The organism is Dermatophilaceae bacterium Soc4.6 (assembly GCA_039889245.1).
Taxonomy (GTDB): Bacteria; Actinomycetota; Actinomycetes; order Actinomycetales; family Dermatophilaceae; genus Lapillicoccus.
Window position 1 is genome coordinate 2,892,440 of sequence record JAZGVH010000002.1, and the last position, 25,061, is coordinate 2,917,500.

25 protein-coding genes are annotated in these 25,061 nt (G+C 72.8%); 15 read left to right on the forward strand and 10 right to left on the reverse strand.

The genetic code is table 11. From position 1 onward, the window contains the following. Positions 1–56 precede the first annotated feature (56 nt). The 6 genes from V3N99_13500 (at position 57) to V3N99_13525 (ending at position 5,893) form a co-directional block, all read left to right on the forward strand. Positions 57–209, forward strand: coding sequence for a DUF4177 domain-containing protein (locus tag V3N99_13500; GenBank protein MEO3937754.1), 153 nt, complete (start codon positions 57–59; stop codon positions 207–209). Beyond that, on the forward strand, positions 209–682 hold the full coding sequence (locus V3N99_13505) for a RidA family protein (GenBank protein ID MEO3937755.1): 474 nt from the start codon (positions 209–211) through the stop codon (positions 680–682). The genes V3N99_13500 and V3N99_13505 overlap by 1 nt, the downstream gene beginning before the upstream one ends. 35 nt (positions 683–717) lie before the next feature. Continuing rightward, positions 718–1,542 carry an NUDIX hydrolase gene (locus V3N99_13510; protein MEO3937756.1) on the forward strand — a complete coding sequence of 275 codons (825 nt, stop codon included), beginning with the start codon at positions 718–720 and terminating at the stop codon, positions 1,540–1,542. Positions 1,543–1,581: 39 nt separating this feature from the next. Continuing rightward, positions 1,582–2,370, forward strand: a complete 789-nt coding sequence (locus V3N99_13515) for an MBL fold metallo-hydrolase (GenBank protein ID MEO3937757.1) — start codon at positions 1,582–1,584, stop codon at positions 2,368–2,370. Positions 2,371–2,448: 78 nt separating this feature from the next. Next, complete coding sequence (locus tag V3N99_13520; GenBank protein MEO3937758.1) at positions 2,449–3,855, forward strand: sigma 54-interacting transcriptional regulator; 1,407 nt, start codon at positions 2,449–2,451, stop codon at positions 3,853–3,855. Between the two features lie 4 nt (positions 3,856–3,859). Then, positions 3,860–5,893: a hypothetical protein gene (locus tag V3N99_13525; protein MEO3937759.1), complete on the forward strand. Its 2,034-nt coding sequence runs from the start codon at positions 3,860–3,862 to the stop codon at positions 5,891–5,893. 196 nt (positions 5,894–6,089) lie between these two features. Here V3N99_13525 and V3N99_13530 read toward each other — a convergent pair whose 3' ends face one another. Next, positions 6,090–6,767 (reverse strand): Crp/Fnr family transcriptional regulator, encoded by a 678-nt coding sequence (locus V3N99_13530; protein ID MEO3937760.1) that lies wholly within the window; start codon positions 6,765–6,767, stop codon positions 6,090–6,092. A gap of 81 nt (positions 6,768–6,848) precedes the next feature. Here V3N99_13530 and nth point away from each other — a divergent pair, with 81 nt between their 5' ends. The 3 genes from nth to V3N99_13545 are packed head-to-tail and all read left to right on the forward strand — an operon-like array spanning position 6,849 to position 9,627. Continuing rightward, positions 6,849–7,694, forward strand: coding sequence for an endonuclease III (gene nth, locus V3N99_13535; GenBank protein ID MEO3937761.1), 846 nt, complete (start codon positions 6,849–6,851; stop codon positions 7,692–7,694). Beyond that, positions 7,691–8,419 carry a CoA pyrophosphatase gene (locus V3N99_13540; protein ID MEO3937762.1) on the forward strand — a complete coding sequence of 243 codons (729 nt, stop codon included), beginning with the start codon at positions 7,691–7,693 and terminating at the stop codon, positions 8,417–8,419. The genes nth and V3N99_13540 overlap by 4 nt, the downstream gene beginning before the upstream one ends. Continuing rightward, positions 8,419–9,627, forward strand: a complete 1,209-nt coding sequence (locus tag V3N99_13545; GenBank protein ID MEO3937763.1) for a MarP family serine protease — start codon at positions 8,419–8,421, stop codon at positions 9,625–9,627. Before V3N99_13540 ends, V3N99_13545 begins: the two co-directional genes overlap by 1 nt. 12 nt (positions 9,628–9,639) lie before the next feature. On the opposite strand, the gene V3N99_13550 is transcribed toward V3N99_13545, so the two are convergent. From V3N99_13550 to nhaA, 3 genes are read right to left on the reverse strand one after another with little or no spacing between them, the layout of a single operon-like run. Further along, positions 9,640–10,569 (reverse strand): alpha/beta hydrolase, encoded by a 930-nt coding sequence (locus V3N99_13550; GenBank protein ID MEO3937764.1) that lies wholly within the window; start codon positions 10,567–10,569, stop codon positions 9,640–9,642. 51 nt (positions 10,570–10,620) lie between these two features. Further along, entirely contained in the window at positions 10,621–11,127 is a 507-nt protein-coding gene (locus V3N99_13555; protein MEO3937765.1) for a phage holin family protein, read from the reverse strand. A 9-nt stretch (positions 11,128–11,136) separates the two neighbouring features. Next, entirely contained in the window at positions 11,137–12,585 is a 1,449-nt protein-coding gene (nhaA, locus tag V3N99_13560; GenBank protein ID MEO3937766.1) for a Na+/H+ antiporter NhaA, read from the reverse strand. A gap of 202 nt (positions 12,586–12,787) precedes the next feature. On the opposite strand from nhaA, the gene V3N99_13565 reads away from it, so the two are divergent. Then, positions 12,788–13,738, forward strand: a complete 951-nt coding sequence (locus tag V3N99_13565; GenBank protein MEO3937767.1) for a pirin family protein — start codon at positions 12,788–12,790, stop codon at positions 13,736–13,738. 136 nt (positions 13,739–13,874) lie between these two features. On the opposite strand, the gene acs is transcribed toward V3N99_13565, so the two are convergent. Continuing rightward, on the reverse strand, positions 13,875–15,857 hold the full coding sequence (acs, locus tag V3N99_13570; protein MEO3937768.1) for an acetate--CoA ligase: 1,983 nt from the start codon (positions 15,855–15,857) through the stop codon (positions 13,875–13,877). Positions 15,858–16,019: 162 nt separating this feature from the next. Here acs and V3N99_13575 point away from each other — a divergent pair, with 162 nt between their 5' ends. The 5 genes from V3N99_13575 to V3N99_13595 all read left to right on the forward strand — a co-directional run bounded on the left by V3N99_13575 (position 16,020) and on the right by V3N99_13595 (position 19,346). Then, complete coding sequence (locus V3N99_13575) at positions 16,020–16,814, forward strand: lysophospholipid acyltransferase family protein (protein ID MEO3937769.1); 795 nt, start codon at positions 16,020–16,022, stop codon at positions 16,812–16,814. Between the two features lie 91 nt (positions 16,815–16,905). After that, positions 16,906–18,132: an inorganic phosphate transporter gene (locus V3N99_13580; GenBank protein ID MEO3937770.1), complete on the forward strand. Its 1,227-nt coding sequence runs from the start codon at positions 16,906–16,908 to the stop codon at positions 18,130–18,132. Then, positions 18,129–18,428, forward strand: coding sequence for a hypothetical protein (locus V3N99_13585; protein MEO3937771.1), 300 nt, complete (start codon positions 18,129–18,131; stop codon positions 18,426–18,428). The genes V3N99_13580 and V3N99_13585 overlap by 4 nt, the downstream gene beginning before the upstream one ends. Before the next feature lie 9 nt (positions 18,429–18,437). Beyond that, positions 18,438–18,734 (forward strand): DUF3349 domain-containing protein, encoded by a 297-nt coding sequence (locus V3N99_13590; GenBank protein ID MEO3937772.1) that lies wholly within the window; start codon positions 18,438–18,440, stop codon positions 18,732–18,734. Positions 18,735–18,824: 90 nt separating this feature from the next. Then, positions 18,825–19,346 (forward strand): hypothetical protein, encoded by a 522-nt coding sequence (locus V3N99_13595; GenBank protein MEO3937773.1) that lies wholly within the window; start codon positions 18,825–18,827, stop codon positions 19,344–19,346. On the opposite strand, the gene V3N99_13600 is transcribed toward V3N99_13595, so the two are convergent. From V3N99_13600 to V3N99_13620, 5 genes are all read right to left on the reverse strand, one after another. Beyond that, positions 19,304–20,881 carry a S8 family serine peptidase gene (locus tag V3N99_13600; GenBank protein ID MEO3937774.1) on the reverse strand — a complete coding sequence of 526 codons (1,578 nt, stop codon included), beginning with the start codon at positions 20,879–20,881 and terminating at the stop codon, positions 19,304–19,306. The genes V3N99_13595 and V3N99_13600 overlap by 43 nt on opposite strands. Positions 20,882–20,947: 66 nt before the next feature. Then, positions 20,948–22,591, reverse strand: a complete 1,644-nt coding sequence (locus V3N99_13605; GenBank protein MEO3937775.1) for a cation acetate symporter — start codon at positions 22,589–22,591, stop codon at positions 20,948–20,950. Then, a complete protein-coding gene (locus V3N99_13610) occupies positions 22,588–22,929 on the reverse strand; it encodes a DUF485 domain-containing protein (GenBank protein ID MEO3937776.1) in 342 nt (113 codons plus the stop codon). Before V3N99_13610 ends, V3N99_13605 begins: the two co-directional genes overlap by 4 nt. Before the next feature lie 157 nt (positions 22,930–23,086). Next, positions 23,087–24,628: a cation acetate symporter gene (locus V3N99_13615; GenBank protein ID MEO3937777.1), complete on the reverse strand. Its 1,542-nt coding sequence runs from the start codon at positions 24,626–24,628 to the stop codon at positions 23,087–23,089. Positions 24,629–24,635: 7 nt separating this feature from the next. Continuing rightward, a complete protein-coding gene (locus V3N99_13620) occupies positions 24,636–25,055 on the reverse strand; it encodes a hypothetical protein (GenBank protein MEO3937778.1) in 420 nt (139 codons plus the stop codon). Between the last annotated feature and the right edge of the window lie 6 nt (positions 25,056–25,061).

Here is a 25,061-nt window from a genome sequence, read left to right on the forward strand (position 1 = left end):
TAACGCGGGCGCCCGGGGTGGCGCGCAGCGTGCGACGGGCCGATATGGTGCGAGGCATGACCAAGTGGGAGTACTCGACCGTGCCGCTCATCGTGCACGCGACCAAGCAGATCCTCGACCAGTGGGGAGAGGACGGTTGGGAGCTCGTGCAGGTGCTGCAGGGCGACGGTGGCAACCTCGTGGCCTACCTCAAGCGGGCGAAGGCCTGATGTCGGCCGTCGAGGACCGGCTGGCCGAGCTCGGGCTGGTCGTGCCGGAGGTCGTGCCCCCGGTCGCGGCCTACGTGCCCGCCGTCCGGCACGGCGACCTGGTCTACGTCTCGGGGCAGCTGCCCATGGTCTCCGGCGTGATGCCGGCGACCGGCAAGGTCGGTGACGGTCACGGCCTCGTGCCGCCGGCTGACGCGCAGGCGCTCGCCCAGGTCTGTGCACTCAACGGCATCGCCGCGGTCAAGGCCGTCATCGGCGACCTCGACAAGGTCGTGCGGGTGGTCAAGCTCGTCGGCTTCGTCGCCTCCGACCCGTCGTTCACGGGCCAGCCGGGCGTCGTCAACGGTGCGAGCGAGCTGATGGGCAAGGCCTTCGGCGAGGCGGGAGTGCACGCCCGCTCCGCCGTGGGCGTCGTCGCGCTGCCGCTCGACGCTCCCGTCGAGGTCGAGCTCGTCGTCGCCGTCCGCGACTGACGCGGCTGCCCCACCGACACCCTCCACACGCCCGTATGCCGCTGCGCGAGTTCCCCTTCGCCCGTCTCGACGCGCGGGCGCGAGCCTGGCTGTCGGGGGAGGCCGGTGAGCCGCCGCCGGTGCGCTACGCCGCCACGGTGATGCTCGTGCGCGACGGGGTCAGCGGCGTCGAGGTCTTCATGCTGCGGCGGGTGTCGTCGATGGAGTTCGCCCCGCGGGCCTGGGTCTTCCCCGGCGGCGGGGTCGACCCCCGCGACGACGCGCCGGACCTGCCCTGGGCTGGCCCCAGCGCCACCGAGTGGGCGCAGCGGCTCGGGTGCGACGAGTCGCTCGCGCGATCGATGGTCGCCGCGGCGGTGCGTGAGGTCTTCGAGGAGTGCGGGGTGCTCCTGGCCGGGCCGACCGCCGACACCGTCGTCGCCGACCTGCGGGCACCCGAGTGGGACGACGAGCGGGCAGCGCTGCTGGCCCGCGAGCAGTCGCTCTCGCAGCTGCTGCTGCGGCGCGGGCTGGTGCTGCGCTCCGACCTGCTCGGGGTGCGGGCCCGCTGGGTGACACCGCCGTTCGAGCCGCGACGCTACGACACCTTCTTCTTCTCCGCGCTGCTGCCCGAGGGCCAGGTGCCCGACGACGACACCACCGAGGCCGATGTGGCCGACTGGACGGTGCCGGGGGTGCTGCTCGAGCAGCTGGCCACCGGGGCCGCGATGATGCTGCCGCCGACGGTCGTCTGCGTCGAGTCGGTCGCCGCGGCGACGTCGGCCGCTGGCTTCGTGGCGCAGTCGGGCTCGATGCGGGCGATCGAGCCCCGGCTGGTCGAGGTCGACGGCCGGGTCGTGATGCAGGCCGACCTGCCCTGACGGGCCCCGCGTCGGGTGACCCACGGCTAGGGTCGCCGGGTGAGCGACTCACCTGACCCCTGGGGCTCCCGCGCCGTGACCGCGCGGGCAGCCTGCGTGCTCGAGGCGAACGCCGGGCCGATGACCCTCGACGGCACCAACACCTGGGTGCTGCTCGAGCCAGGGTCTGACCTCGCGGTCGTCGTCGATCCCGGCGAGCTCGACGACCCGCACCTGCACGCGGTCGCCGCCGCTGTCGAGGCGCGTGGCGCCCGGGTGGCGCTCGTGCTGCTGACCCACGGGCACCGCGACCACGCCGAGGGGGCCGAGCGCTTCGCCCAGCTGACCGGGGCGCGCGTGCGCGGCGCCGGGCGGGGTGAGCCCTTCACCGACGGGGAGCGGCTCGACACCGGGGGCCTGACGATCGAGGCGCTCCTCACTCCCGGGCACACGAGCGACTCGGTCTCCTTCCTGCTGCCCGACGACCGTGCGCTGCTGACCGGCGACATGGTGCTCGGGCGCGGCACGACCGTGGTGGCCCACCCGGACGGCGAGCTGGCGGCCTACCTCTCGTCGTTGGCGGTGATGACCGGCCGCACCGACAGCGGCGAGGTGACGACCCTGCTGCCGGGGCACGGGCCGGTGCGCGACGAGGCCGGGGCGGTGCTCGCGTCCTACCGCCAGCACCGGCTCGAGCGGCTCGAGCAGGTGCGGGCGGCCGTCGCTGCCGGCGCCACCGACGCCCACGCGGTCGTCGAGGCGGTGTATGCCGCCGTCCCCCGCGAGGTCTGGCCGGCGGCCGAGCTCAGTGTGCGGGCCCAGCTGGCCTACCTCGGGTCACCAGCCTGACCGGGAATAGCAGCACTCCTCAGGTCGTTGCGCGCCAGCACGGTTGGCACGGCTGGGGACCGGACGTATCGTCATGAGGTGGTCGACACCTCCAGCACGCACCCGACTCCCGCCACCATCGGTCAGCTGCGCGACAGCGGCTACACCGCCCGCACCGTCAAGGAGGAGATCCGCGCCAACCTCGTGGGGACCCTCCGCGCCGGTGGTAACGCCTTCCCCGGCATCGTCGGCTTCGACGACACCGTGCTGCCCGACGTGCAGCGGGCCCTGCTGGCAGGACACGACTTCGTGCTCCTCGGCGAGCGCGGCCAGGGCAAGACCCGGCTCATGCGCACCATCGTCGGCCTCCTCGACGAGTGGTCGCCCGAGATCGCCGGCTGCGAGATCCACGACGAGCCGCTCGGCCCGATCTGCGCGCGCTGCAAGGCGCTCGTGGCCTCCGACGGCGACGACGTGCCCGTCGTGTGGCGCCACCGCGACGAGCGCTACACCGAGAAGCTCGCGACCCCCGACACCTCCGTCGGCGACCTTGTCGGTGACGTCGACCCCACGAAGGTCGCCGAGGGCCGCACCCTGGGCGACCCCGAGACGATCCACTACGGCCTGCTCCCGCGCGGCCACCGGGGCGTCTTCGCCCTCAACGAGCTGCCCGACCTCGCCGAGCGCATCCAGGTCGCCCTCTTCAACGTGCTGGAGGAGCGCGACATCCAGGTGCGCGGGTATGCCGTGCGGCTGCCCCTCGACATGCTCGTCGTCGCCTCGGCCAACCCCGAGGACTACACCAACCGCGGGCGCATCATCACGCCGCTGAAGGACCGCTTCGGTGCTGAGGTGCGCACGCACTACCTCGACGACCTCGAGCAGGAGATCGCGCTCATCCGCCAGGAGGCCGACCTGGTCGCCCTGGTGCCGGCCCACGTGGTCGAGGTCATCGCCCGGCTCGTGCACCAGCTGCGGGGGTCGTCGTCGATCGACCAGCGCTCGGGCGTGTCGGCCCGCTTCGCGATCGCCGCCGCCGAGGCCACCGCGGCCAGTGCCCTGCGCCGCTCAGCCATGACGGGGGAGGCCGACGCCGTGGCGCGTATCGGCGACCTCGGTGACGTGCTGCCGACCCTGCGTGGCAAGGTCGAGTTCGAGATGGGCGAGGAGGGGCGCGAGCTCGAGGTCGTCGGGCACCTGCTGCGGCTGGCCACGGCCGGCACCTTCCGCGCGCGGATCGGCAGCGCCGACCTCGCCGGCTTCACCGCGCACTTCGAGGACGGCTCGACCGTCGAGACCGGCGACCTCGTGCCCGCCGCCACCGTGCTCGAGCAGATCGGCACGACGCCCGGTCTGGCGCTCGTGCTCGAGCGACTGGGGGTCGACGAGGAGACGGTCTCACCCGGGCAGGTCGCCGCAGCAGTGGAGTTCGTGCTCGAGGGTCTGCACCTGACCCGCCGGCTGTCCAAGGTCGAGGCCGACGGCCAGACGATCTACGGGAGCTGACCCGATGAGCCCGTCGCGACGCGGTCGCTACCGCTACGGCTCCTGGGACGGCGGGGCCGACCCGCTGGCCCCGCCCTTCGACGTGCGCGCCGCAGTCGACGAGCTCGGCCAGGACGTCATGGCGGGCTCGTCGATGCGCGAGGCGATGGAACGCTTGCTGCAGAGGGGAGTCGGCGAGCGGCCGGGCCTCGACGAGCTGCGCCGCCAGCTGGCCAAGCGGCGTCGCGAGGTCGAGCGGCGGGGTGACCTCGGCGGCACGATGAAGCAGGTGCGCGAGGAGCTGGACCGCGGCATCCGGGCCGAGCAGGAGTTCCTGGCCGGCAAGGACGGTGACGACGCCCGCTTCAAGGAGATGGAGCTCGACACCCTGCCGGACGAGACGGCCGGGATGATGAAGGCCCTCAGCGACTACCAGTGGGCCAGCGCCGAGGGTCAGGAGGCGTACCAGCGCGCGATGGACCTGCTGCGGAACGAGGTGCTCGACGCACAGTTCGAGGGGATGAAGCAGGCGCTGTCGGGGCAGGACCCGGCCGCGATGCAGGCGGTCAAGGACATGATGGCCGACCTCAACCAGCTGCTCACCGCCCACTCGCGCGGCGACGACACACCGGAGCAGTTCGCCGACTTCATGGCCAGGCACGGTGACTTCTTCCCCGACGACCCGCAGGACGTCGACGAGCTCATCGACTCACTTGCCCGACGTCAGGCGGCCGCGCAGCGGATGATGGAGTCGCTGTCTGCGCAGCAGCGCGACGAGCTCGCCCAGCTGATGCAGCAGGCCCTGCAGGACGCCGGTCTCGAGGCCGAGATGGGCGCCCTGTCGGACAACCTGCGGGCGCTGCGGCCGGGGATGTTCACCGGGCGCGGACGGCCCGGCCAGATCCGCGGCGGGCAGCCGCTCGGGCTCTCCGACGCCGTCGGCGCGGTGGCCGACCTCGCCGACATCGAGGCGCTGGAGTCGCAGCTGTCCCACGCCGGAGGCCCGGGCTCGCTCGACGACCTCGACGTCGACGCCCTCGAGCGGCAGCTGCCCCAGGCGACCGTGCGCGACGTCGCCGCGCTGCGCGACCTGCAGCGCGAGCTCGAGCGGCAGGGCTACCTGCAGCAGGGCGACGACGGGCTGACGCTCACCCCGAAGGCGTTGCGGCGCATCGGTGAGACGGCGCTCAAGCAGATCTTCGCGCACCTCGAGGCCGGCGGCTCGGGAGCACACCAGGACCCGCACTCCGGGGCGGCCGAGGAGCGCACCGGCGCCTTCCTGCCGTGGACCTTCGGTGACGAGCGGCCCATCGACGCGGTGCGCACGGTGCAGAACGCCGTGCTGCGCTCCGCCGGTGGGGGCGCGAGGGGTGCCACTGGTGCCGCGGGTGCGCTGGGTGCACTGCGGCCTACGGGCGTGCGGCTCGACGTCGAGGACTTCGCCGTCGCCGAGACCACCCGGCGCTCGGGCGCGGCCGTGGCCCTGTGCGTCGACCTCAGCTTCTCGATGATCCAGGAGGACCGCTGGGGGCCGATGAAGCAGACCGCCCTCGCGCTCGCGCACCTGATCTCGACCCGCTATCGGCAGGACGCCCTGCAGATCATCGGCTTCAACCGGGTGGCGCGGCCGCTGACCGCGATGCAGCTCGCGCAGGTCGAGCCCGAGTGGATCCAGGGCACCAACCTGCACCACGCGCTGATGCTCGCCGGGCGGCACGTGCGCCGGCACCCCGAGCTGGAGCCCGTCGTGCTGGTCGTGACCGACGGCGAGCCCACGGCCCACCTGGAGTCGGACGGGTCACCGGTGTTCCACTGGCCCACCACCCCGCAGACCGTGCGCGCCACCGTGGCCGAGGTCGACGCGATGACCCGCTTCGGCGCTGCGCTGAACTTCTTCCTGCTCGGCGACGACCCGGGTCTGGCCCGGTTCGTCGACTCGGTGGCGCGACGCAACGGGGGTCGGGTCTTCACCCCCGAGCTGGGAGATCTCGGGTCCTACGTCGTCGCCGACTACCTCAAGGCGCGGGCCGGCGGCCGTCGGGGTGCCCGTTCGGCGTAGGTGTTCGGGTGCGGGCGCTGGGCGTTTTACCCCGTTGCGTAGGGGGGTAGAACGTCGCTGTTAAGAGCGAGGTTCTACCCCGGAACAGCGGGGTAGAAGGTCGCGTCCCCGACTCCGGGGTAGAACCTCGCCGTATGGAGCGACGTTTCACCCCGTTGCGCAGCGGGGTAAAACGCCACCCCCGGGAGAGCGACGCTCAGCGGGCCCGACGCTGCAGCCGCTCGACGTCCATCAGCAGCACGGCGCGCGCCTCGAGGCGCAGCCACCCGCGGCTGGCGAAGTCGGCGAGGGCCTTGTTGACCGTCTCGCGGGACGCCCCGACCAGCTGGGCCAGCTCCTCCTGGGTGAGGTCGTGGCTGACCATGACGCCGTTCTCGACCGGCCGGCCGAAGCGGGTCGCCAGGTCGAGCAGGGCCTTGGCCACGCGGCCGGGCACGTCGGTGAAGACGAGGTCGGCCAGGTGCTCGTTGGTGCGCCGCAGCCGCTGGGCGAGGGCCGCGAGCAGCGCCTTGCTCACCTCGGGGCGACCGCTGAGCAGGCCGGTGAGCGACTCGTTGCCGAGCCCCATCAGCTGCACCTCGGCGACGGCGGTGGCGGTCATCGTGCGCGGGCCCGGGTCGAAGAGGCTGAGCTCGCCGAACATCTCGCCCGGCCCGAGGATGGCGATGAGGTTCTCCCGGCCGTCGGGGCTGGTGCGGCCGAGCTTGACCTTGCCCTCGCCGATCACGTAGAGCGTGTCCCCGGGGTCGCCCTCGCGGAAGAGCACGTCGCCGCGCTCCATCCGCACGGTGCTCATCCCGGAGAGCAGGGCCGAGCCCGCCTCGTCGTCGAGGGCAGCAAACAGCGGCGCTCGCCGCACGACGTCATGGTCCACGGCGCTCAGTGTGCCATGAGGCGTCCCGCCGGTGCCGCAGGCGTGACGGGACCTCGGAGGCAACCGCCGTAGGCTGACCCGGTGCCGACCCCCTCCCCGCGCCGACGCCGCCCGGCGACGCCCGACGCCCCGGCCCCGGCGGAGGAGTCCCCGCTCGCCCGCAAGCGCCGCGCCCGGCGGATCGTGGGTACGCTCCACGCCCACTACCCCTACGCCCACTGCGAGCTCGACTTCAGCACCCCGCTCGAGCTGCTGGTGGCGACCATCCTCTCGGCGCAGACCACCGACGCGCGGGTCAACCTCGTCACCCCGACCCTCTTCGCGCGCTACCGCACGGCCGCCGACTACGCCGCGGCCGACCGCACCGAGCTCGAGACGATCGTGGCCTCCACCGGCTTCTTCCGCGCCAAGACCGACTCGCTGCTCAAGCTGGGGGCGGCGCTGCTCGAGCGCTTCGACGGCGAGGTGCCCGGCCGGCTGGCCGACCTCGTCACCCTGCCCGGTGTCGGCCGCAAGACCGCCAACGTCGTGCTCGGCGACGCCTTCGGGGTGCCCGGCATCACGGTGGACACCCACGTCGGGCGCCTGGCCCGCCGCCTCGGGCTCACCGACCTCGACGACCCGGTCAAGGTCGAGCAGGCCCTCGGAGACCTCATCCCGAGGGCCGACTGGACGATGATGTCCCACGTCATGATCTTCCACGGCCGCCGCACCTGCCACGCCAGGAAGCCGGCCTGCGGGGCCTGCCCGGTCGCGCGCCTGTGCCCGTCCTCCGCCGTCGGCGAGACCGACCCCGACCGGGCCGCGCGGCTGCTCGCCTACGAGCTGGCCCCCGGCCGCGAGGACGAGCGGGCGGCCCTCGTCGCTGCCGCTCAGGCCCAGCCAGCTCACCCGGCTCACCCGGCTCCGGCGGGGGCCACAGGGTGAGCCCCACCCCCACGCTGGCCCGCCACGGCGAGTCCCTCCGGCCGTATGCCGCGCCCCCCGGTGCCCCACCCCTCGCGCACCCCGCCTACCTCGACACCCTGATGGCCGCCGCCGCGCAGGTCGACCCGGAGTTCTTCAGCCGCTTCCTGCCGCCCGACGACGACGACGGCCTGCGCCAGTCGTCGGTGCTGCTGCTCTTCGGCCCGGACGCCGACGGGGTCGACAGCGTGCTGCTCACCGAGCGCAGTCACACCATGCGCTCCCACCCCGGTCAGATCTCGCTGCCGGGCGGAGGCGCCGACCCCGTCGACACGGACGTCGTGGCGACTGCGCTCCGCGAGGCCTACGAGGAGGTGCTGCTCGACCCGGCGGGGGTGGAGGTGCTCGGCACCCTGCCGGCGCTCTTCCTCCCGCCCTCGGGCCACGTCGTGACGACCGTCGTCGGGTGGTGGCGCGAGCCCTCACCGGTCGGCGTCGGCGACCCCGGCGAGGTCGCGACCGTCATCCTCGCCCCGGTGAGCCACCTCACCGACCCGGCCGTGCGGCACACGGTCGTCCACCCGTCGGGCTACAGCGGGCCGGCGGTCGACCTCGGCGACGACCTGCTCCTGTGGGGCTTCACCGCGGGGCTGGTGACCAAGGCCCTCACCCTCGCCGGGCTCGAGCGGCCCTGGGACCGCGGTGACACCCGCCCCCTGCCCGACCGATTCACTTGGAGGCGCTGATGACCGGCGGCACGCTGATCGACATCGTCCTGGCTCTCGGGCTGCTGGCCTACGCCGTCAACGGCTGGCGGCAGGGCCTGGTCGTGAGCGCGCTGTCACTGCTGGGCTTCCTCGGTTTCGGGGCGCTCGCGCTGTGGCTGCTGCCGCCGCTGCTGCAGCAGTCGACCTGGGTGCAGGAGCACGAGGTCGTGCGGGTCGTCGCGCTCGTGGTGGGGGTCTTCGTCATCGCCTCGGTCGGGCAGGGCGTGATGGTGCAGCTGGGCGCCCGGGTGCGCTCGCGGGTGCGGTGGAAGTCGGTCAAGACCCTCGACTCGATGCTGGGCGCCCTGGCGGTCGTGTCGGCGGTCGCGGTGCTGCTGTGGTTCGTCGCCGGCGCGCTGCGCCCGGCCGCCCCCGCCCCCTTGGCCCGGGCCATCGGCGAGTCGCGGGTGCTGGGGGCCATCGACCGCATCGTGCCCCCCCAGACCGGGCGCCTCTTCGCCGGCTTCCGCTCGACGCTCGACAGCAGCGGCTTCCCCCGGGTCTTCGACGGCCTCTCGCCCGAGCCGATCGCTCCGGTGCAGCCGCCCGACGCGACCGCGGGGGCGACCCCCGCGGTGCGCGCGGCATCGGCCTCGGTCGTCAAGATCACCGGGGTCGCCCAGGCCTGCAGCCGCGGCCAGGAGGGCAGCGGCTGGGTCGCCGCCGCCGGGCGGGTCGTCACCAACGCCCACGTCGTCGCCGGTATGCAGGCACCCTCGGTCAAGATCGGCGGTGTCGGACGCGCGTATGCCGCGACCGTCGTCGTCTTCGACGCCCAGCGCGACCTCGCGGTGCTCGCGGTGCCGGGGCTTCCGGCTCCGGCGCTCGCCCTCGGCAGCGACCTCGACGGCGGCGCCACGGCCGTGGTCGCCGGATTCCCCCTCGACGGGCCCTACCGGCTCGACTCCGCCCGTGTGCGGCGAGTGCTCGATGCTCGCGGCTCCGACATCTACGGCCAGCCCGGCATCGACCGCGAGATCTACTCTCTGTATGCCCGGGTCGAGCCCGGCAACAGCGGGGGGCCACTGCTGTCGACCTCGGGCCGGGTCGTCGGCATCGTCTTCGCCAAGTCGCTCGACGACGACACGACCGGCTACGCGCTCACCCTCGCGGAGGCCCAGCCCGTCCTGTCCCGGGCCGCGACGGCGCAGCAGCCCGTGTCGACCGGGTCCTGCGCCGCGGGCTGACGGACCGACCCGTCAGGGCTCGAGTCGGCGCAGCCAGTCGACCAGCAGCTGCGAGACCTGGGCCGGTGCCTCCTCGCTGAGGAAGTGCCCGGCCCCGGCGATCAGGTGCTCCTCGTAGGCGCCGGCGGCGTAGCGGCGGGAGCGGCGGTGGGTGGCCCGGGCGACGACGCAGCCGTCGTCGCGGCCCTGCAGCAGCAGCACCGGCACGTCGACCGGGGGCTTGATGCGGCGGTTGAACAACGGCCCGTCCTGGCGCAGCTGGCTGCGACCGAACCAGCGGTAGTGCTCGGCCGCGGAGTGGGCGACGAAGGGCAGGGCCATCGCGTCGGCATACCGCTGCACGTCGTCGGTGGTGGGGAAGTCGCTGCTCGGCGAGGCCCAGGAGCGCAGCAGACCCTCGACGTAGGCGTGGTCGCGGGTCATCTCGCGCTCCGGCCCGAAGGGCCGCTGCAGGGCCAGGACGTAGCCGCTGGCCCGGCGCTGGCGCGGGTCGAGGAAGGAGGCCCGACGGATCACGCGCGGATGGGGCATCGACAGCGCGCCCACCGCACGGGCCACCCCGGGCTGCAGGGTCGGCATCGTCCACGCGATGAAGGCGCCGAGGCCCTGCCCCACGACGACGGCCTCCTCCTCCCCGAGGGCGCGCACGACCCTCGCCGCGTCGGCCGCACCGGCGTAGGTGGCGTAGCCGCGTGGCGGCTTGTCCGAGGCCCCGAAGCCGCGCAGGTCCATCGCGGCGGCGCGGAAGCCGGCATCGGCGAGGGCCGTCAGCTGGTGGCGCCACGCATACCAGAACTGCGGGAAGTCGTGCAGCAGCAGCACGAGCGGGCCCTCGCCGATCTCGGCGACGTGGAAGCGGGTGCCGCCAGCGGAGACGAAACGGTGCTGCCAGGGGCCGGGCAGCAGGACGGAGGCGGCGTCGTTGCTGCCCGAGACGCTCATGGGCAGCTCACGCGCGACTCGCCAGCGACCCGTGAGCGACCCGGACGGGGCTCAGGCGCCACCCGCGCCGTTGCGCGGCTGCAGGGCGACCTCGCTGCGCGACGGGGGCAGGGCCGCCGCGTGCTCGACGCCCGAGCGCTGGGCGCTCTTGAGGGCCTCGACCGTCTGGCCGACGCCGGCGATGGCCTTCTCGGGCTTGGGGTTGACCTGCTTGAGCGCGCGGATGCCGAGGGCGGCCGCGATGCCGGCGACGAGCAGCAGCGCCACGGCCACGATGAGGAAGGCGAGCCAGGTCTCGACCACGAGGGCGAGGGCCCAGGCGGCCGCGGTGAGCAGGAAGCCCAGCGCGAAGAGCGCGAAGAAGCCCGCGACCGCGAGCAGCGGGGCGCCGGTCTTGAGATGGGCCAGCCCGTCGGTCACCTCGAGCTTGGCCAGCGCGATCTCCTGCGCGACGAGGCTGCGCAGGTCTTGGGTGGTCTGCGCCACCAGCTGACCGATGCTGCGCTGGTTGGGCTCGGTGCGGTCGTTGCCCGGGACGGTCTGCTGGTCGGTGCTCACCGGGCGAGCCTAACGAAGTCCGGCCGAGGGTGCGGTCCGGATGTAGACGTCGGGGATCCCGTCGCCGTCGAGGTCCTCGTTCTCCCGCTCGTGGACCAGCCGGTAGTGGCGGTTGCGCCGCCGCAGCACCGCCGTGGCCAGCAGGGCCGACAGCACCGAGCCGACGAGCACGGCGAGCCGAGCGTGCTCGTCCTGGGGTGAGCCCGGACCGAAGGCCAGCTCACCGATGAGCAGCGAGACCGTGAACCCCACGCCGGACAGGAGCGACAGCCCGGCGACGTCGCTCCACGCGAGGTCGTCGTCGAGCTCGGCCCGGGTGAAGCGGGCGAAGAGCCACGTGCCGCCGAGGATGCCGACCGCCTTGCCGACCACCAGCCCGACGACCACGCCGATGGCCACGACGTCGGTGATCGAGTCGGTGAAGCCGCCGCCCACGACCCGCACGCCGGCGGCCACGAAGGCGAAGACCGGCACGGCGACGCCGGCCGAGAAGGGACGCAGCCGGTGCTCGATCGTCTCGGCGAGGGTGTGGCCCTCACTGCCGGCGTGGTCGCGGCTCACGGGCACCAGCAGCCCCAGCAGCACGCCCGCGACGGTCGCGTGGATCCCTGAGGCGTGGACCAGGCCCCACGCGAGGAGTGCGGGGACGGCCAGCAGCACGGGGTGGTGCAGCACCGCCCGCAGCCGGGGCGAGCGGCAGCCCAGGCGCAGCATCCCGGTGAAGACCGCCAGCGGGATGACCGCCAGGCCGAGGGCGAGGACGTCGACGCTGTCGGTGTAGAAGATCGCGATGATCGTGATCGCGATCAGGTCGTCGACCACCGCGAGGGTCAGCAGGAAGCTGCGCAGGGCCGACGGCAGGTGGGTCGAGAGCACCGCGAGCACGGCGAGCGCGAAGGCGATGTCGGTCGCCGTGGGGATCGCCCAGCCGCGCAGCTGCTCGGCGGAGCCGCCCGAGAGGGCGACGGTGGCGGCATACAGCAGGGCGGGCAGCGCGACGCCGCAGACGGCGGCGGCGATGGGCAGGGCCGCCCGCGTGCGGTCGGAGAGGTCGCCGGTGACGAACTCGCGCTTGAGCTCGATGCCCGCCACGAGGAAGAAGACGGCCAGCAGGCCGTCGGCCGCCCACGTCGACAGGCTGAGGTCGAGGTGCAGTGCGGCGGGGCCGAAGGTCAGCTCGCGGAGGCTCTCGTATGCCGTGTGCCACGGGGTGTTGACCCACACCAGGGCGACGACGGCCGCCCCGAGGAGCAGGGCGCCGCCGACGGTCTCGGTGCGCAGGGCGCCCGCGACGTAGTGCGCCTCCGGCCAGGAGCCGCGGCTGAGGAGGCGGCGCACGGGAGCCGGGACGACTGCCTGCACCGCCGCCGCTGCCGTCGAGTCGGCGGACTCGGCGGACTCGGCGGACTCGGAGGTGTCGGGCGAGGTGGGCTGGTCGTTCGGGCGGTCGTCGGGCATGACGGGCCTTTCGCGGGAGTGCGGGCCGACCGGCGTCATCACGGGTCGATCAGGACGTGGGGCGCTTCGCGTGAGCGCGCCCCGTGCTCGCCGACCAGACTTCCCGGCACACCAGGCCCCCAGCCTACTCGTCACTCGGGGCTACCGTTGCTCGGAAGGAGGCGGGACGCCGAGCGCTCGCCGTGCGGGGAGGGAGCAGTCGATGGGTGGCGCCGACGAGCGTGTGCTGCTGGTGCTCGACGGCGTGCACGCGTGGATCAGCCCCCGCAGCGAGGTGCTGCGGCTGCTGCCGCACCGGGAGCGGCGGATGGTGGGGGCCTGGTGCTTCGTCGACCTCTTCGGACCGCGACCGGTCGCCGACGGCGAGGCGATGCACGTGCCTCCGCACCCCCACACCGGTCTGCAGACCGTGAGCTGGCTGGCGTCAGGGCGGGTGCGTCACCGCGATGCGCTCGGCTCGGTCGCCGACGTGGTGCCGGGGCGGGTGGCCGTGATGACCGCGGGGGACGGGATCGCGCACGCCGAGGACGTGGTGGTCGAGTCGGCAGACTCGGAGGAGTCGGTGCTGCACGGCGCGCAGCTGTGGGTGGCCCTACCCGAGTCGGAGCGCCGGACGCCGCGCACGTTCACGCTGCACGAGCCGGCGCCGCAGGCGGTCGTCGAGGGGGTCCGGGTGAGCGTCTTCGCCGGCGACCTCGCGGGGGTGAGGGGTCCGCAGTGGGGGTTCACCCCGCTCATGGGGGTCGAGCTCGTGCCGGCGTCGGCGGGTGGCGGGGGCGAGGCGGTGGCGAGCCTGCGGCTCGATGCGGCCTACGAGCACCTGCTGGCGCCCATGGCGGGAGAGGTGACCGTCGACGGCGTGACCGTCGGGGTGGGGCAGGGTCTCTTTTGGGGAACCGACCGGGCCTCGGTGCAGGTCACCCTGTCGCCTGACGCCCGGGTGCTGCTGCTCGGGGGCGCGCCGTTCGACGAGGAGATCGTCATGTGGTGGAACTTCGTCGCCCGCACCCACGACGAGGTGGTGGCGGCGCGGGATCAGTGGAACGCCGGGGGAGACCCCCGCTTCGGCGAGGTCGACTACCCGGGCGGGGAGCGGCTCGCCGCCCCGCCGATGCCGTCGGTGCGGCTGCGACCGCGGGGCCGCCGGCGGTAGCCCCACCTCGTCGGGGCCTGCCGGTCATCCCCCACCTCACCCACTCCGACCCTCACCTCGACCGCGCCCCCACCTCCCCGGCGTGCACGACGACCGCCACCCGGGCGGGTGGCGGTCGTCGGTCGGAGGAGGCGCCTCAGTCCTCGGAGCCAGCCGAGCTGGCGCCGCTCTTGATCAGGTCCATCACCGACGAGTCGGCGAGGGTCGTGACGTCACCGACCTCGCGGTTCTCGGCGACGTCGCGCAGCAGCCGGCGCATGATCTTGCCGGAGCGCGTCTTGGGCAGCTCCTTGACGATCATGATCTGCCGCGGCTTCGCGATCGGGCCGATCTCGGTGGCGACGTGACCCCGCAGCTCCTGCACCAGCTTCTCGCCCTCGCCGGGCTGGTCGGCCAGCTCGACGGCGTCGCCGCGCAGGATGACGAAGGCGCAGACCGCCTGGCCGGTCGTCGCGTCGGCCGCCCCGACGACCGCGGCCTCGGCGACCTTCGGGTGCGACACCAGGGCCGACTCGATCTCGGTGGTCGATAGGCGGTGGCCGGAGACGTTCATGACGTCGTCGACCCGGCCGAGGAGCCAGATGTTGCCCTCCTCGTCGCGCTTGGCGCCGTCACCGGCGAAGTAGAGGTTGTCGAAGCGCGACCAGTAGGTCTCCCGGTAGCGCTCCGGGTCACCCCAGATGCCGCGCAGCATCGCGGGCCACGGCTTGTCGATGACGAGGTAGCCGCCACCACCGTCGGGCACCGACTTCGCCTCGTCGTCGACGACGTCGACCGAGATGCCGGGGATGGCCCTCTGGGCCGAGCCGGGCTTGAGCGCGGTCACTCCCGGCAGCGGGCTGATCATGATCGCGCCGGTCTCGGTCTGCCACCAGGTGTCGACGATGGGCGCCTGGTCGGCGCCGATGACCCGGCGGTACCACATCCACGCCTCGGGGTTGATCGACTCACCCACCGAGCCGAGCAGGCGGATCGACGACAGGTCGAACCTGGCGGGGATCGACTCGCCCCACTTCATGCACGTGCGGATCGCGGTGGGGGCGCTGTAGAAGATCGTCACCTTGTACTTCTCGATGATCTCCCACCACCTGCCCTGGTGCGGGGTGTCGGGGGTGCCCTCGTACATCACCTGGGTGGCACCGTTGGCCATCGGGCCGTAGATCATGTAGGAGTGCCCGGTGACCCAGCCGACGTCGGCGGTGCACCAGTAGACATCCGTCTCGGGGTGCACGTCGTGCACGACGGCGTTGGTGTAGGCCACCTGTGTGAGGTAGCCGCCAGTGGTGTGGAAGATGCCCTTCGGCTTCCCCGTGGTGCCCGAGGTGTACAGGATGAAGAGCGGGTGCTCGGCCTCCATGCCCTTCGCCTCGTGGGTGTCGGCGGCCTTCTCCATGGCGTCGTCCCACCAGATGTCGACGTCGGTCCACGCGACGTCCTGCCCGGTGCGCTTGACCACCAGCACGTGCTCGACGCCCGTGGGCGCCTTCGCGAGGGCCGCGTCGACCGCCGGCTTCAGCGCCGAGGGGGCGCCGCGGCGGTAGCCGCCGTCAGCGGTGATGACGACCTTGCAGCCGGCGTCCTGGATGCGGGTGTTGAGCGCCTCGGCCGAGAAGCCGCCGAAGACGACCGAGTGCGGGGCGCCGATGCGGGCGCAGGCCAGCATGGCCACCGCCGCCTCGGGGATCATCGGCAGGTAGATGGCGACCGGGTCGCCCTTCGTCACGCCGAGGTCGGTCAAGGCGTTGGCCGCCTTCATCACCAGGACCTGCAGCTCGCCGTAGGTGATGTCGCGGGTGTCGCCCTCGGGCTCGCCGACGAAGTGGATGGCGACGCGGTCGCCGTGGCCGGCCTCGACGTGGCGATCGACGCAGTTGTAGGCCGCGTTGAGCTCGCCGTCCTCGAACCACGTGGCGAAGGGCGCGTTGCTCCAGTCGAGCACGCTCGTGAAGTCCTTGCTCCACGAGATCCGGCTGCGCGCCTGGTCGGCCCAGAAGCCCTCGTAGTCGGCGGCGGCCGCGTCGTACATCGCCTGCGTGCCGTTGGCCTGTGCGGTGAACGCCGGATCGGGTGGGAAGGAGCGGTCCTCGTGGCTGAGGTTCTCGAGGGTCTGGCTGGACACGGGCATCCTCCGGGCATCGGTGCGGGGTGGGTCTGCCCCCACTCAACTCCCTGCACCGCACGGCATTCAAGGGGGGTGGGGGTGACACCCGTCGAGCGGGGTGAAATCCTCGACCAACGGGCAGGCCAAACCGACCGACCGTGCGGCAACGGATGGTGGGGTATGAGAGACGTCACCTACTGGGTCGTCAACGGGGCGGTCACCGCGCTCTTCCGGCTGCTCGGCGTGCGCTTCACCGTGCGCGGCGACGAGCACATCCCCCGCGAGGGCGGTGCGGTGCTCGCGAGCAACCACGTCTCGTACCTCGACTTCACCTTCGTCGGCCGGGCGGGACGACGCCGCGGACGATGGGTGCGCTTCATGTCCAAGGAGGCGGTCTTCGACCCGCCCGTCGTGCGGTCGGTCATGCGTGCCATGCGGCACATCCCGGTCGACCGCAGCAACGGGGTGGCGGCGCTGCGCACCGGGGTGCGCACCGCCCGCGCGGGCGAGCTCGTCGGTGTCTTTCCCGAGGCCACGATCAGCCGCTCCTTCACGATCAAGGGGGCCAAGGCCGGCGCGGCGGCGATCGCGGTCTGGGAGCAGGTGCCGCTGCTACCGGTCGTCGTGTGGGGGTCGCAGCGGCTGCTGACCACCGGGCCGCGATGGAGCCTGCGCCGTGGCACCGCGGTCACCGTGCTCATCGGCGAGCCGATGCACCCCGGCCCCGACGCCGACCCGTATGCCGTGACCGCCGAGCTGCGCGCGCGCCTCGCGACGCTGCTCGAGCAGGCGATGGAGGACTACCCCCAGGACCCGCGCGACGCCGGCGACCGCTGGTGGGTGCCGGCCGTGCGCGGCGGCGACGCCCCGACCCGGGAGGTCGCCAGCCAGCTCGAGGAGGAGTCGCTGCAGCGGCGCGAGGCAGCCCGCGAGGCCAAGCGGCAGGCGGCGCTCGACGCGAGGAAGCGCGCCTGACCGCTCGTACTGCGAGCTGGTCGGGTGAACAGCAGTTGAACAAGACACTCCTGGGTCGGTCGACGGTGTGGATCACCGACACACTGGCCCCATGACATCAGCCACGGTCATCCTCGCGCTGGTCGTGGTGACGGCCCTCGCCTTCGACTTCACCAACGGCTTCCACGACACCGGCAACGCCATGGCCACCTCGATCGCCACGGGTGCCCTCACCCCGAAGGTCGCGGTCGGCCTCTCCGGTGCCCTCAACCTCGTGGGCGCGTTCCTCTCCGTCGAGGTGGCCCTCACGGTGACCAACGCCGTCATCAACATCCAGGACAAGGCGGGTCGGCCGCTGCCCGAGCTCACTGCCGACGGTGGCTACTCGTTGCTGCTGATCGTGCTCTGCGGTCTCGTCGGGGGCATCGTGTGGAACCTGCTGACCTGGCTGCTCGGCATCCCGTCGTCGTCGTCCCACGCCCTCTTCGGCGGACTCATCGGCGCAGCCATCGCGGCCCTGGGCCTGAGCGGGGTCCACTGGGTCGGCACCGGCACCAAGCTCGACGGCGTGGTCGGCAAGGTCATCCTGCCGGGGCTCGCCTCTCCCTTCATCGCCGGCCTCGTCGCCGCGACCGGCACCTGGCTGGTCTACCGGGTGACCGTCGGGGTGGCCCAGCGCTTCACCGACAGCGGCTTCCGCTGGGGCCAGATCGGCAGCGCCTCGCTCGTCTCGCTCGCCCACGGCACCAACGACGCGCAGAAGACGATGGGCGTGATCACCCTCGCCCTGATCGGCAGCGGGCACTGGAGCGACACGAAGAGCATCCCCTTCTGGGTCAAGCTCGTCTGTGCGCTGGCGATCTCGGCGGGCACCTACATCGGCGGCTGGAGGGTGATCCGCACCCTGGGCAAGGGGCTGGTCGAGATCGCCCCGCCGCAGGGCGTCGCCGCCGAGAGCGCCTCCGCCGCGGTGATCCTCGCCTCCAGCCACCTCGGCTTCGCCCTGTCGACCACCCACGTCGCCACGGGCTCGATCCTCGGCACCGGCCTCGGGCGGAAGGGGGCGCAGGTGCGGTGGAACGTCGCGCTGCGCATGGTCGCGGCCTGGCTGATCACCCTGCCTGCCGCTGCGGTCGTCGGGGCCGCGATGTGGTGGCTCGGGCACCTCGTCGGTGGGCTGGCCGGGGCCGTCGTCGTCTTCCTGGTGCTCGTCGGCCTTGCCTCGGCGATCTACGTGCGCGCCCGCCGGCAGCCCGTGGACTCCGGCAACGTCAACGACGCGTGGGAGCTGCCCGAGCCCGCCGTCAGCGCAGCCCGCGAGAAGGCGGTGGCCCGGTGAGCCAGCTCGTCCTGGCCCTGCAGGGGTCGTGGAAGGTGCTGCTCGTCAGCCTCGCCCTCGGCGCCGGCCTGCCGCTGGTCTTCGCGGTCGGCATCCGCTCGATGGCCTACGGGCAGGGAGGGACGGCGGAGGTCGACGTCTCTGCCCGTCCCCACCCCGTCGGCCGCGCGCTCGGCGTGCTCTGCTTCCTCGTGGTCCTCGTCGGAGTGGCCCTCGGGATCACGATCGTCGTGGCCTTGGGCTTCGGCAAGGCGGTCTCGTTCGCGCATGTCTACCCGACCTTCGTGGCCAGGTAGGACGGACGCATGCCGCTCAACGACCGGCTCCGAGGGGTCATCGACTGGCTCGTCGCAGGCTATCCGTCGGGCATCCCCGCGAAGGACTACATCCCTGTGCTGGCCCTGCTGCGGCGGCGCCTGACGCAGGACGAGGTGGCGACGGTCGCGCTCGAGATCGCGACCCGCTACCCCTCCGGCAGCGCCACGGACATCGCCGTCGGGATCTCGAAGATCACGGACGAGCTGCCCTCGGAGGACGACGTGGCCCGGGTCGAGACCCACCTGACCCAGCACCACGGCTGGCCGGACGTCACCCTCTCGTAAGACCGGTCGCCCCCCGCCGCTCGGACCGGTCCCGCAGGATGGGGTCATGGACCAGCCAGGTCGGCGCGTCCGGGGTCCGGTCGATGGTCGATGGTCGGCCACGGCGTCGGCTACGCGCTGGCCTCCCTCTCGTGCACGGTCGGCCCGTTCCTCGCCGTGCTCGCCTCGACCACCCGGGCGGGGGGCTTCGGGCCCGCCCTGCTCGTCGTCCTCGCGTATGCCGCGGGCATGGGCCTGCTCGTCGCCGTCCTCGCCGTGGCGGTCGCCACCGCCCGCTCCACCCTCGTGCGGCGGATGCGTCGGCTGACCGCCGTGGTCGGACGGGCGAGCGGTCTGCTGCTGCTGCTCGCCGGAGTCTACGTCGCCTGGTACGGCGTCTACGAGCTGCGGGTGCTGGGTGGCGGGAGCACGAGCGACCCCGTGGTCGACGCGGCGCTGACGGCCCAGGCCGTCCTGGCCAGGACCGCCGACGAGGTGGGTCCGTTGCGGCTGCTCGTGGTCCTGTCGGCTCTGGTGCTGCTGGTCTGGGCCAGCGGGTTCACCGCGCGACGGGCCCGGTCGACCCGGGCTCAGCGCACCGCCGACGCAGCGTCGACGACGCCGTTGCCGTAGAAGGAGTTGAGGGTGGTGCGGCCGAGGCAGGCGGGGCCGCCCGGGCTCGGGGTGCAGGACTTCGCGTCAGCCTGGTCGGCCAGCCAGCCGAGCAGCTGCGCCGGGGTGGCGCCCGGGTGGACCGACGCCATGAGGGCCAGCACACCGGCCACGTGCGGCGACGCCATCGAGGTGCCGCTCAGGGTGCCGTAGCCGTTGCCCGGCAGCGTCGACAGGATCGCCGATCCCGGGGCAGCGACGTCGATGACGCCCTTGCCCCGGTTGGAGTAGGACGCCAGTGTGCCGTTGAGCGAGGAGCCGACCCGCTCGAGGGCGGACACGGCGGCGACGCCGGGCAGCTCGGCGGGCAGGTCGTGACACGTCTTGTTGAGGGTGCGGGCCACCGCCGTGCCGTCGTCGGGGCTGTGCAGGTCGATGGTCGGGTGAGCCAGGTCGACCGAGGAGTTGCCGGCCGCTGCCGCGTGGACCACGCCCTGTGCCGTCGACCACGCCACCGCCCGACGCAGAGCCTCGGCCGGCACGGCCTGCTCGGGGCGGTCGTCGCAGTAGAACTCGAAAGGGTCGACGTAGAAGCTGCTGTTGGTCACGGTCATGCCCCGCAGCCCGGCCCAGACGAACCCGCAGATCGCGTACTCCGGATAGATCAGGCCGTCGTCGTTGACGACCTTGACCGAGGCGAGGCGCACGCCCGGTGCCACACCGACGATGCCGATCCCGTTGCGGGCGGCGGCGATCGTGCCGGCCACGTGGGTGCCGTGAGCACTGTTCGTGGGGAGCCAGCCGGTGGCCGAGGTGTCGGGGCGACCGGCGTCGGTGCAGTTGACCGAGTCGGCCGCGTCGATGTTGGGTGCCAGGTCGGGGTGACTGGCGTCGATGCCGCTGTCGAGCACCCCGACGACGACGGCGGGCGACCCGTCGGTGGTGTCGTGGGCGGTGTCGGCGCCGATCATCCGCAGGTCCCACTGCTCGGGCTCGCGCGGGTCGGGTGTCGGCGCGGCCGGGGCGGCCGTGGGCCTGACCGCGGTGGCCGGCGCCGGCGACCACGTCGGCGCGGCCCCGCGGGGCGTCCCCTCCCTGACGGACACCGTGCGGGTGGGCGCAGCCGACCCGACCGTGCCACTGGACAGGCTCACGACGCGGGAGCGGAAGAGCCTGCGGGAGGAGTGGGCGACGACGACGCCGATCTGGGGCCAGGCCGCCACCACGACCCCACCCGCGTCGACCACGGCCTGCTGCACCGCCGCCATGTCCTGGGGACCGTCGACCGTCGCGTTGACGACATAGCTCATCAGGAGCCCGTCGGGTGTCACGATCGGCGCCGGCGTCGACCGGCTCGCCACCCCCGCGGGTGCTGCGGCCGAGGCGCCAGCCTCGGGCGAGGCGCCGGCCCGGGTCCCGGCCGACGACGACATCGGCACGGCCGTCAGCGCGGCGATCGCGAGGGTGACGAGCACTGTCCGGCGCCGATGCAGCAGCAGGGTCGGGGTCACGAGGGGCTCCTGCAGGGTGGTCGGACGCACAGCGGGCACCTCCATGGTGACGCCTCGGCCGCCCGGGTGCACGGCGAGTGGTGCAGCTCGGGCGGCCGACGACGGTCCCCGTCAGTGGCTGACGGCCTCCGTCTCGGCGCCGCTGCCGGTGAGGGAGCGCACCTCCATCTCGGCGTACTTGCGGGCGTTGAACTCACGCGAGGTGACCGTGCCGACCCAGCCGAGCAGGAAGCCGATCGGGATCGAGATCAGCCCGGGGTTGTCGAGCGGGAACCAGTGGAAGTCGATACCGACGTCCTTGATCATCGCCGCCGACGTGCCGTCGGGGTTCTTCTTGCCGGAGACGACCGGGCTGAAGATGATCAGGACGAGGGCGGTGAGCAGGCCTCCGTACATGCTGAACAGCGCGCCGCGGGTGTTGAACCGCTTCCAGAACAGCGAGTACAGGATGGTCGGCAGGTTGGCGCTCGCCGCGATGGCGAAGGCGAGGGCGACGAGGAACGCGATGTTCTGTCCGTTGGCGAAGATGCCACCGACGATGGCGACGAGCCCGATCACGACGGCTGAGATGCGGGCGACCCGCACCTCCGAGTCGGCCGAGATCTGGCCCTTCTTGATGACCTGCCCGTAGACGTCGTGGGCGAAGCTGGCGCTCGCCGTGATCGTCAGGCCCGCCACCACGGCGAGGATCGTCGCGAAGGCCACGGCGGCGATGATCCCGAGCAGGAAGGTGCCACCGAGCTGGTAGGCCAGCAGCGGCGCCGCCGAGTTGACCTTGCCCGGTGCGGCGCTGATGGCCTTGGCCCCGACGAGCGCGCCGGCGCCGTAGCCGAGGACGAGGGTCATGAGATAGAAGCCACCGATGATCCAGATGGCCCACTCGACCGACTTGCGGGCCTCCTTGGAGGTCGGCACGGTGTAGAAGCGCATGAGGACGTGGGGCAGGCCGGCGGTGCCGAGCACGAGCGCGAGCGACAGCGAGATGAAGTCGATCTTCGTCGTGGTGCTCTTGCCGTACTGCTTCATCGGGTTGAGGATCGCCTCGCTGCCACTCTTGTCGACGGCACCCTGGAAGACGCTCGAGAGGTTGAAACCGTATTTTCCGAGCACCCAGACGGCCATGACGAAGGCCCCGATGATCAGCAGGGTGGCCTTGACGATCTGCACCCAGGTGGTGCCCTTCATCCCGCCGATGAGCACGTAGCCGACCATGATGACGCCGACGAGCACGATGACGAGGTTCTGCCCGGCGCTGCTGCTGATGCCCAGCAGCAGCGAGACGAGGCCGCCCGCGCCGGCCATCTGGGCCAGCAGGTAGACGAAGCTGACGACGATGGTCGAGATGGCAGCCGCGATCCGGACCGGGCGCTGCTGCAGGCGGAAGCTCAGCACGTCGGCCATCGTGAAGCGGCCGGTGTTGCGCAGCAGCTCTGCGACGAGCAGCAGGGCCACGAGCCAGGCGACGAGGAAGCCGATGGAGTAGAGGAATCCGTCGTAGCCGTTGATGGCGATGGCGCCCGCGATGCCCAGGAAGGACGCCGCCGACAGGTAGTCGCCCGAGATCGCGATGCCGTTCTGGCGACCGGTGAAGGCGCGACCTCCGGCGTAGTAGTCGGCGGCCGTCTTGTTGCTGCCCGAGGCACGCAGCACGATGCCGATGGTCACGACGACGAAGACGGCGAAGATCGTGATGTTGACGGCCGGGTTGCCCACCTGGGTCGCGGCGGGAAGGACGGCGGGGAAGGCGGCGCTCATCGGGCGTCCCTCTCGATCGTGGCGGCGATGGCGTCGGCCGCGGGGTCGAAGACCCGGTCGGCCCAGCGCACGTAGTAGATGGTGATGGCGAAGGTGGACACGAACTGCAGCAGACCGAAGACCAGCCCGACGTTGATGTTGCCGACGAGCTTGTGCGCCATGAAGCCGGGCGCGAACGCGGCGCAGGCGACGTAGAGGAAGTACCAGGCGAGGAAGCCGCCGGTGAGGGGGAAGACGAACGCGCGGAACCGGCGTCGCAGCTCGGTGAACTCCGGGGACGCCTGGACTGCTTCGTAGTCCGTGGTGTCAACGGTCCTGCCCTGAGCGTCGTTGCTCACGGACCACCTCCAGTGGTGATGTCGGGTCGAGTAGGCACCAGGATCCCCGGGCGCTGACGCCATCGTGGGTCCCGTGGCCGACCCGCGGAAGATGTTGCGCGGCAGGCGGAAGGGGTGTTCGGTGAGTGGGCCCGGTGGGCGCGCCGAGTGGTCTGGGTCACGCGCCGAACGGGTGGGCGGGACTCTGGAGGTCCTCCGGGGAGTGCAGGCGAGCCAGCGTCTGGAGGCTGTTGCGCGGGATCCCGCCGGGGGTCGCCAGCGACACGATCACCGTGACGAGGAAGGCGATCGGGGCCGTCCAGGCGGCGGGCTGGGCGAGCAGGGCAGTGACCCAGCCCCCACCCCACGAGCGGCCGAGACCCGTGACCGACGTGAAGGTCGCGGCCAGGGCGAGCACGCCGCCCGTGACCAGCCCCGCCGCCGCCCCGGGCACCGACAGGCGGCGCCACCAGACGCCCAGGATGAGGAGCGGGCAGAACGTCGACGCGGCCACCGCGAAGGCGAGGCCGACCGTGTCGGCCAGGCTGGTGTTGATCGTCAGGAGGCTGCCGGCATACGGCACGACGACCGCGAGCACCGCGGCCAGGCGGAAGGACTGGATGCCGCGCAGGTCACTGCCGGTGGCGCGGTGCAGCCGCGGCCCCAGCAGGTCCTGGTCGATCACCCCGGCGACGGAGATGGTCAGGCCGGATGCGGTGGAGAGGAAGGCGGCGAAGGCGCCGCCCGCGAGGACGGCCGACAGCAGTCCCCCCAGACCCCCCGGGACCATGGCTGACGGCAGGAGGAGCGTCACGGCATCCGCTCGCACCCCGGTGGGGAGGGTGGGGACGTAGACGCGGGCGAGCACGCCGTAGACAGGAGTGAACACGTAGAAGAGCCCGAGCAGGGCGACCACGATGACGGTCGTCTGGCGCGCGGCCGTGCCGTCGGGGTTGGTGTAGAACCGCACGAGCACGTGGGGCAGCCCCATCGTGCCGAGGCAGAGGGCGAGCAGCGTGCTGTAGGTGGCGTAGGTCGGGTGGTCGCGCGCGCCGAAGCCGGCGAAGGCGGCGTCCCACCCGGCGCCCGAGGGTGGCCCGGGTTGTCCGGCCCGCAGCCAGACCGCCAGCAGCACGAAGGCCGGCACCGAGATCGCCGTCAGCTTGATCCAGTACTGCACCGCCTGCACGAGGGTGATCGAGCGCATCCCGCCGGCGACGACGTTGGCCAGGACCACGAGGGCCACGATCAGGTTACCGAGCCGTGGCGGCGCCCCCGTCACGGCCGAGAGGGCCAACCCGGCGCCCTGGAACTGCGGCAGCAGGTAGAGCCACCCGATCCCGACGACCAGAGCCGACGAGAGGAGCCGGACCCCGCGCGACGACAGTCGCAGCTCGGCGAAGTCGGGCAGGGTGTAGGCGCCAGACCGGCGCAGTGGGGCCGCCACCAGCACGAGGAGCACGAGGTAGCCGACGGTGTATCCCACCGGGAACCAGAGCATGTCGGCGCCGAGGGAGTAGACGAGGCCGGCGACGCCGAGGAACGACGCGGCGGAGAGGTACTCGCCACTGACGGCCGAGGCGTTCCAGCGTGCCGAGACGCTGCGGCCGGCGACGTAGAAGTCACTCGTCGTGCGCGACAGGCGCAGCCCGAAGGCGCCGATCACGACGGTGACGAGGCAGACCAGGCTGATCGCGGCCACGCCAGCGGGTGACCTCATCGGGGGGTCATCGGTGCGTCATCAGGTCGGCGAACTCGCGCTCGATGCGCCCGGCCTGCCGCACGTAGACGCGGGCCGCGAGGGCGACGAGGGGGTAGATGAGCACCCCGATGATCAGCCAGGGCAGCGGGAGGGGGCCGACGTGCACGGCCCGCAGGCCGGGGGAGAGGACCAGGAGCGCGGGGAGCCCCAGCACCACGACGCCGACTCCGAGCAGGATCCCGAGGGACAGTCGCAGCTGCGCCCGCAGGAGCGCCGAGAGGTAGACCTCGCCGAGCGCGGTCTGCTCGACCAGCTCCTGGCTGGCCGGCCGCCGGGCCACTGGCCGACGGGCGTCACGGCGCGGCGACGTCACCCGGACCCGGCGCGGCGGTGCGGGGTCGGGGTCGAGCGGGGGAGGGGGATCGGGGGCGCCGAGGTCGGTCACGGGTCG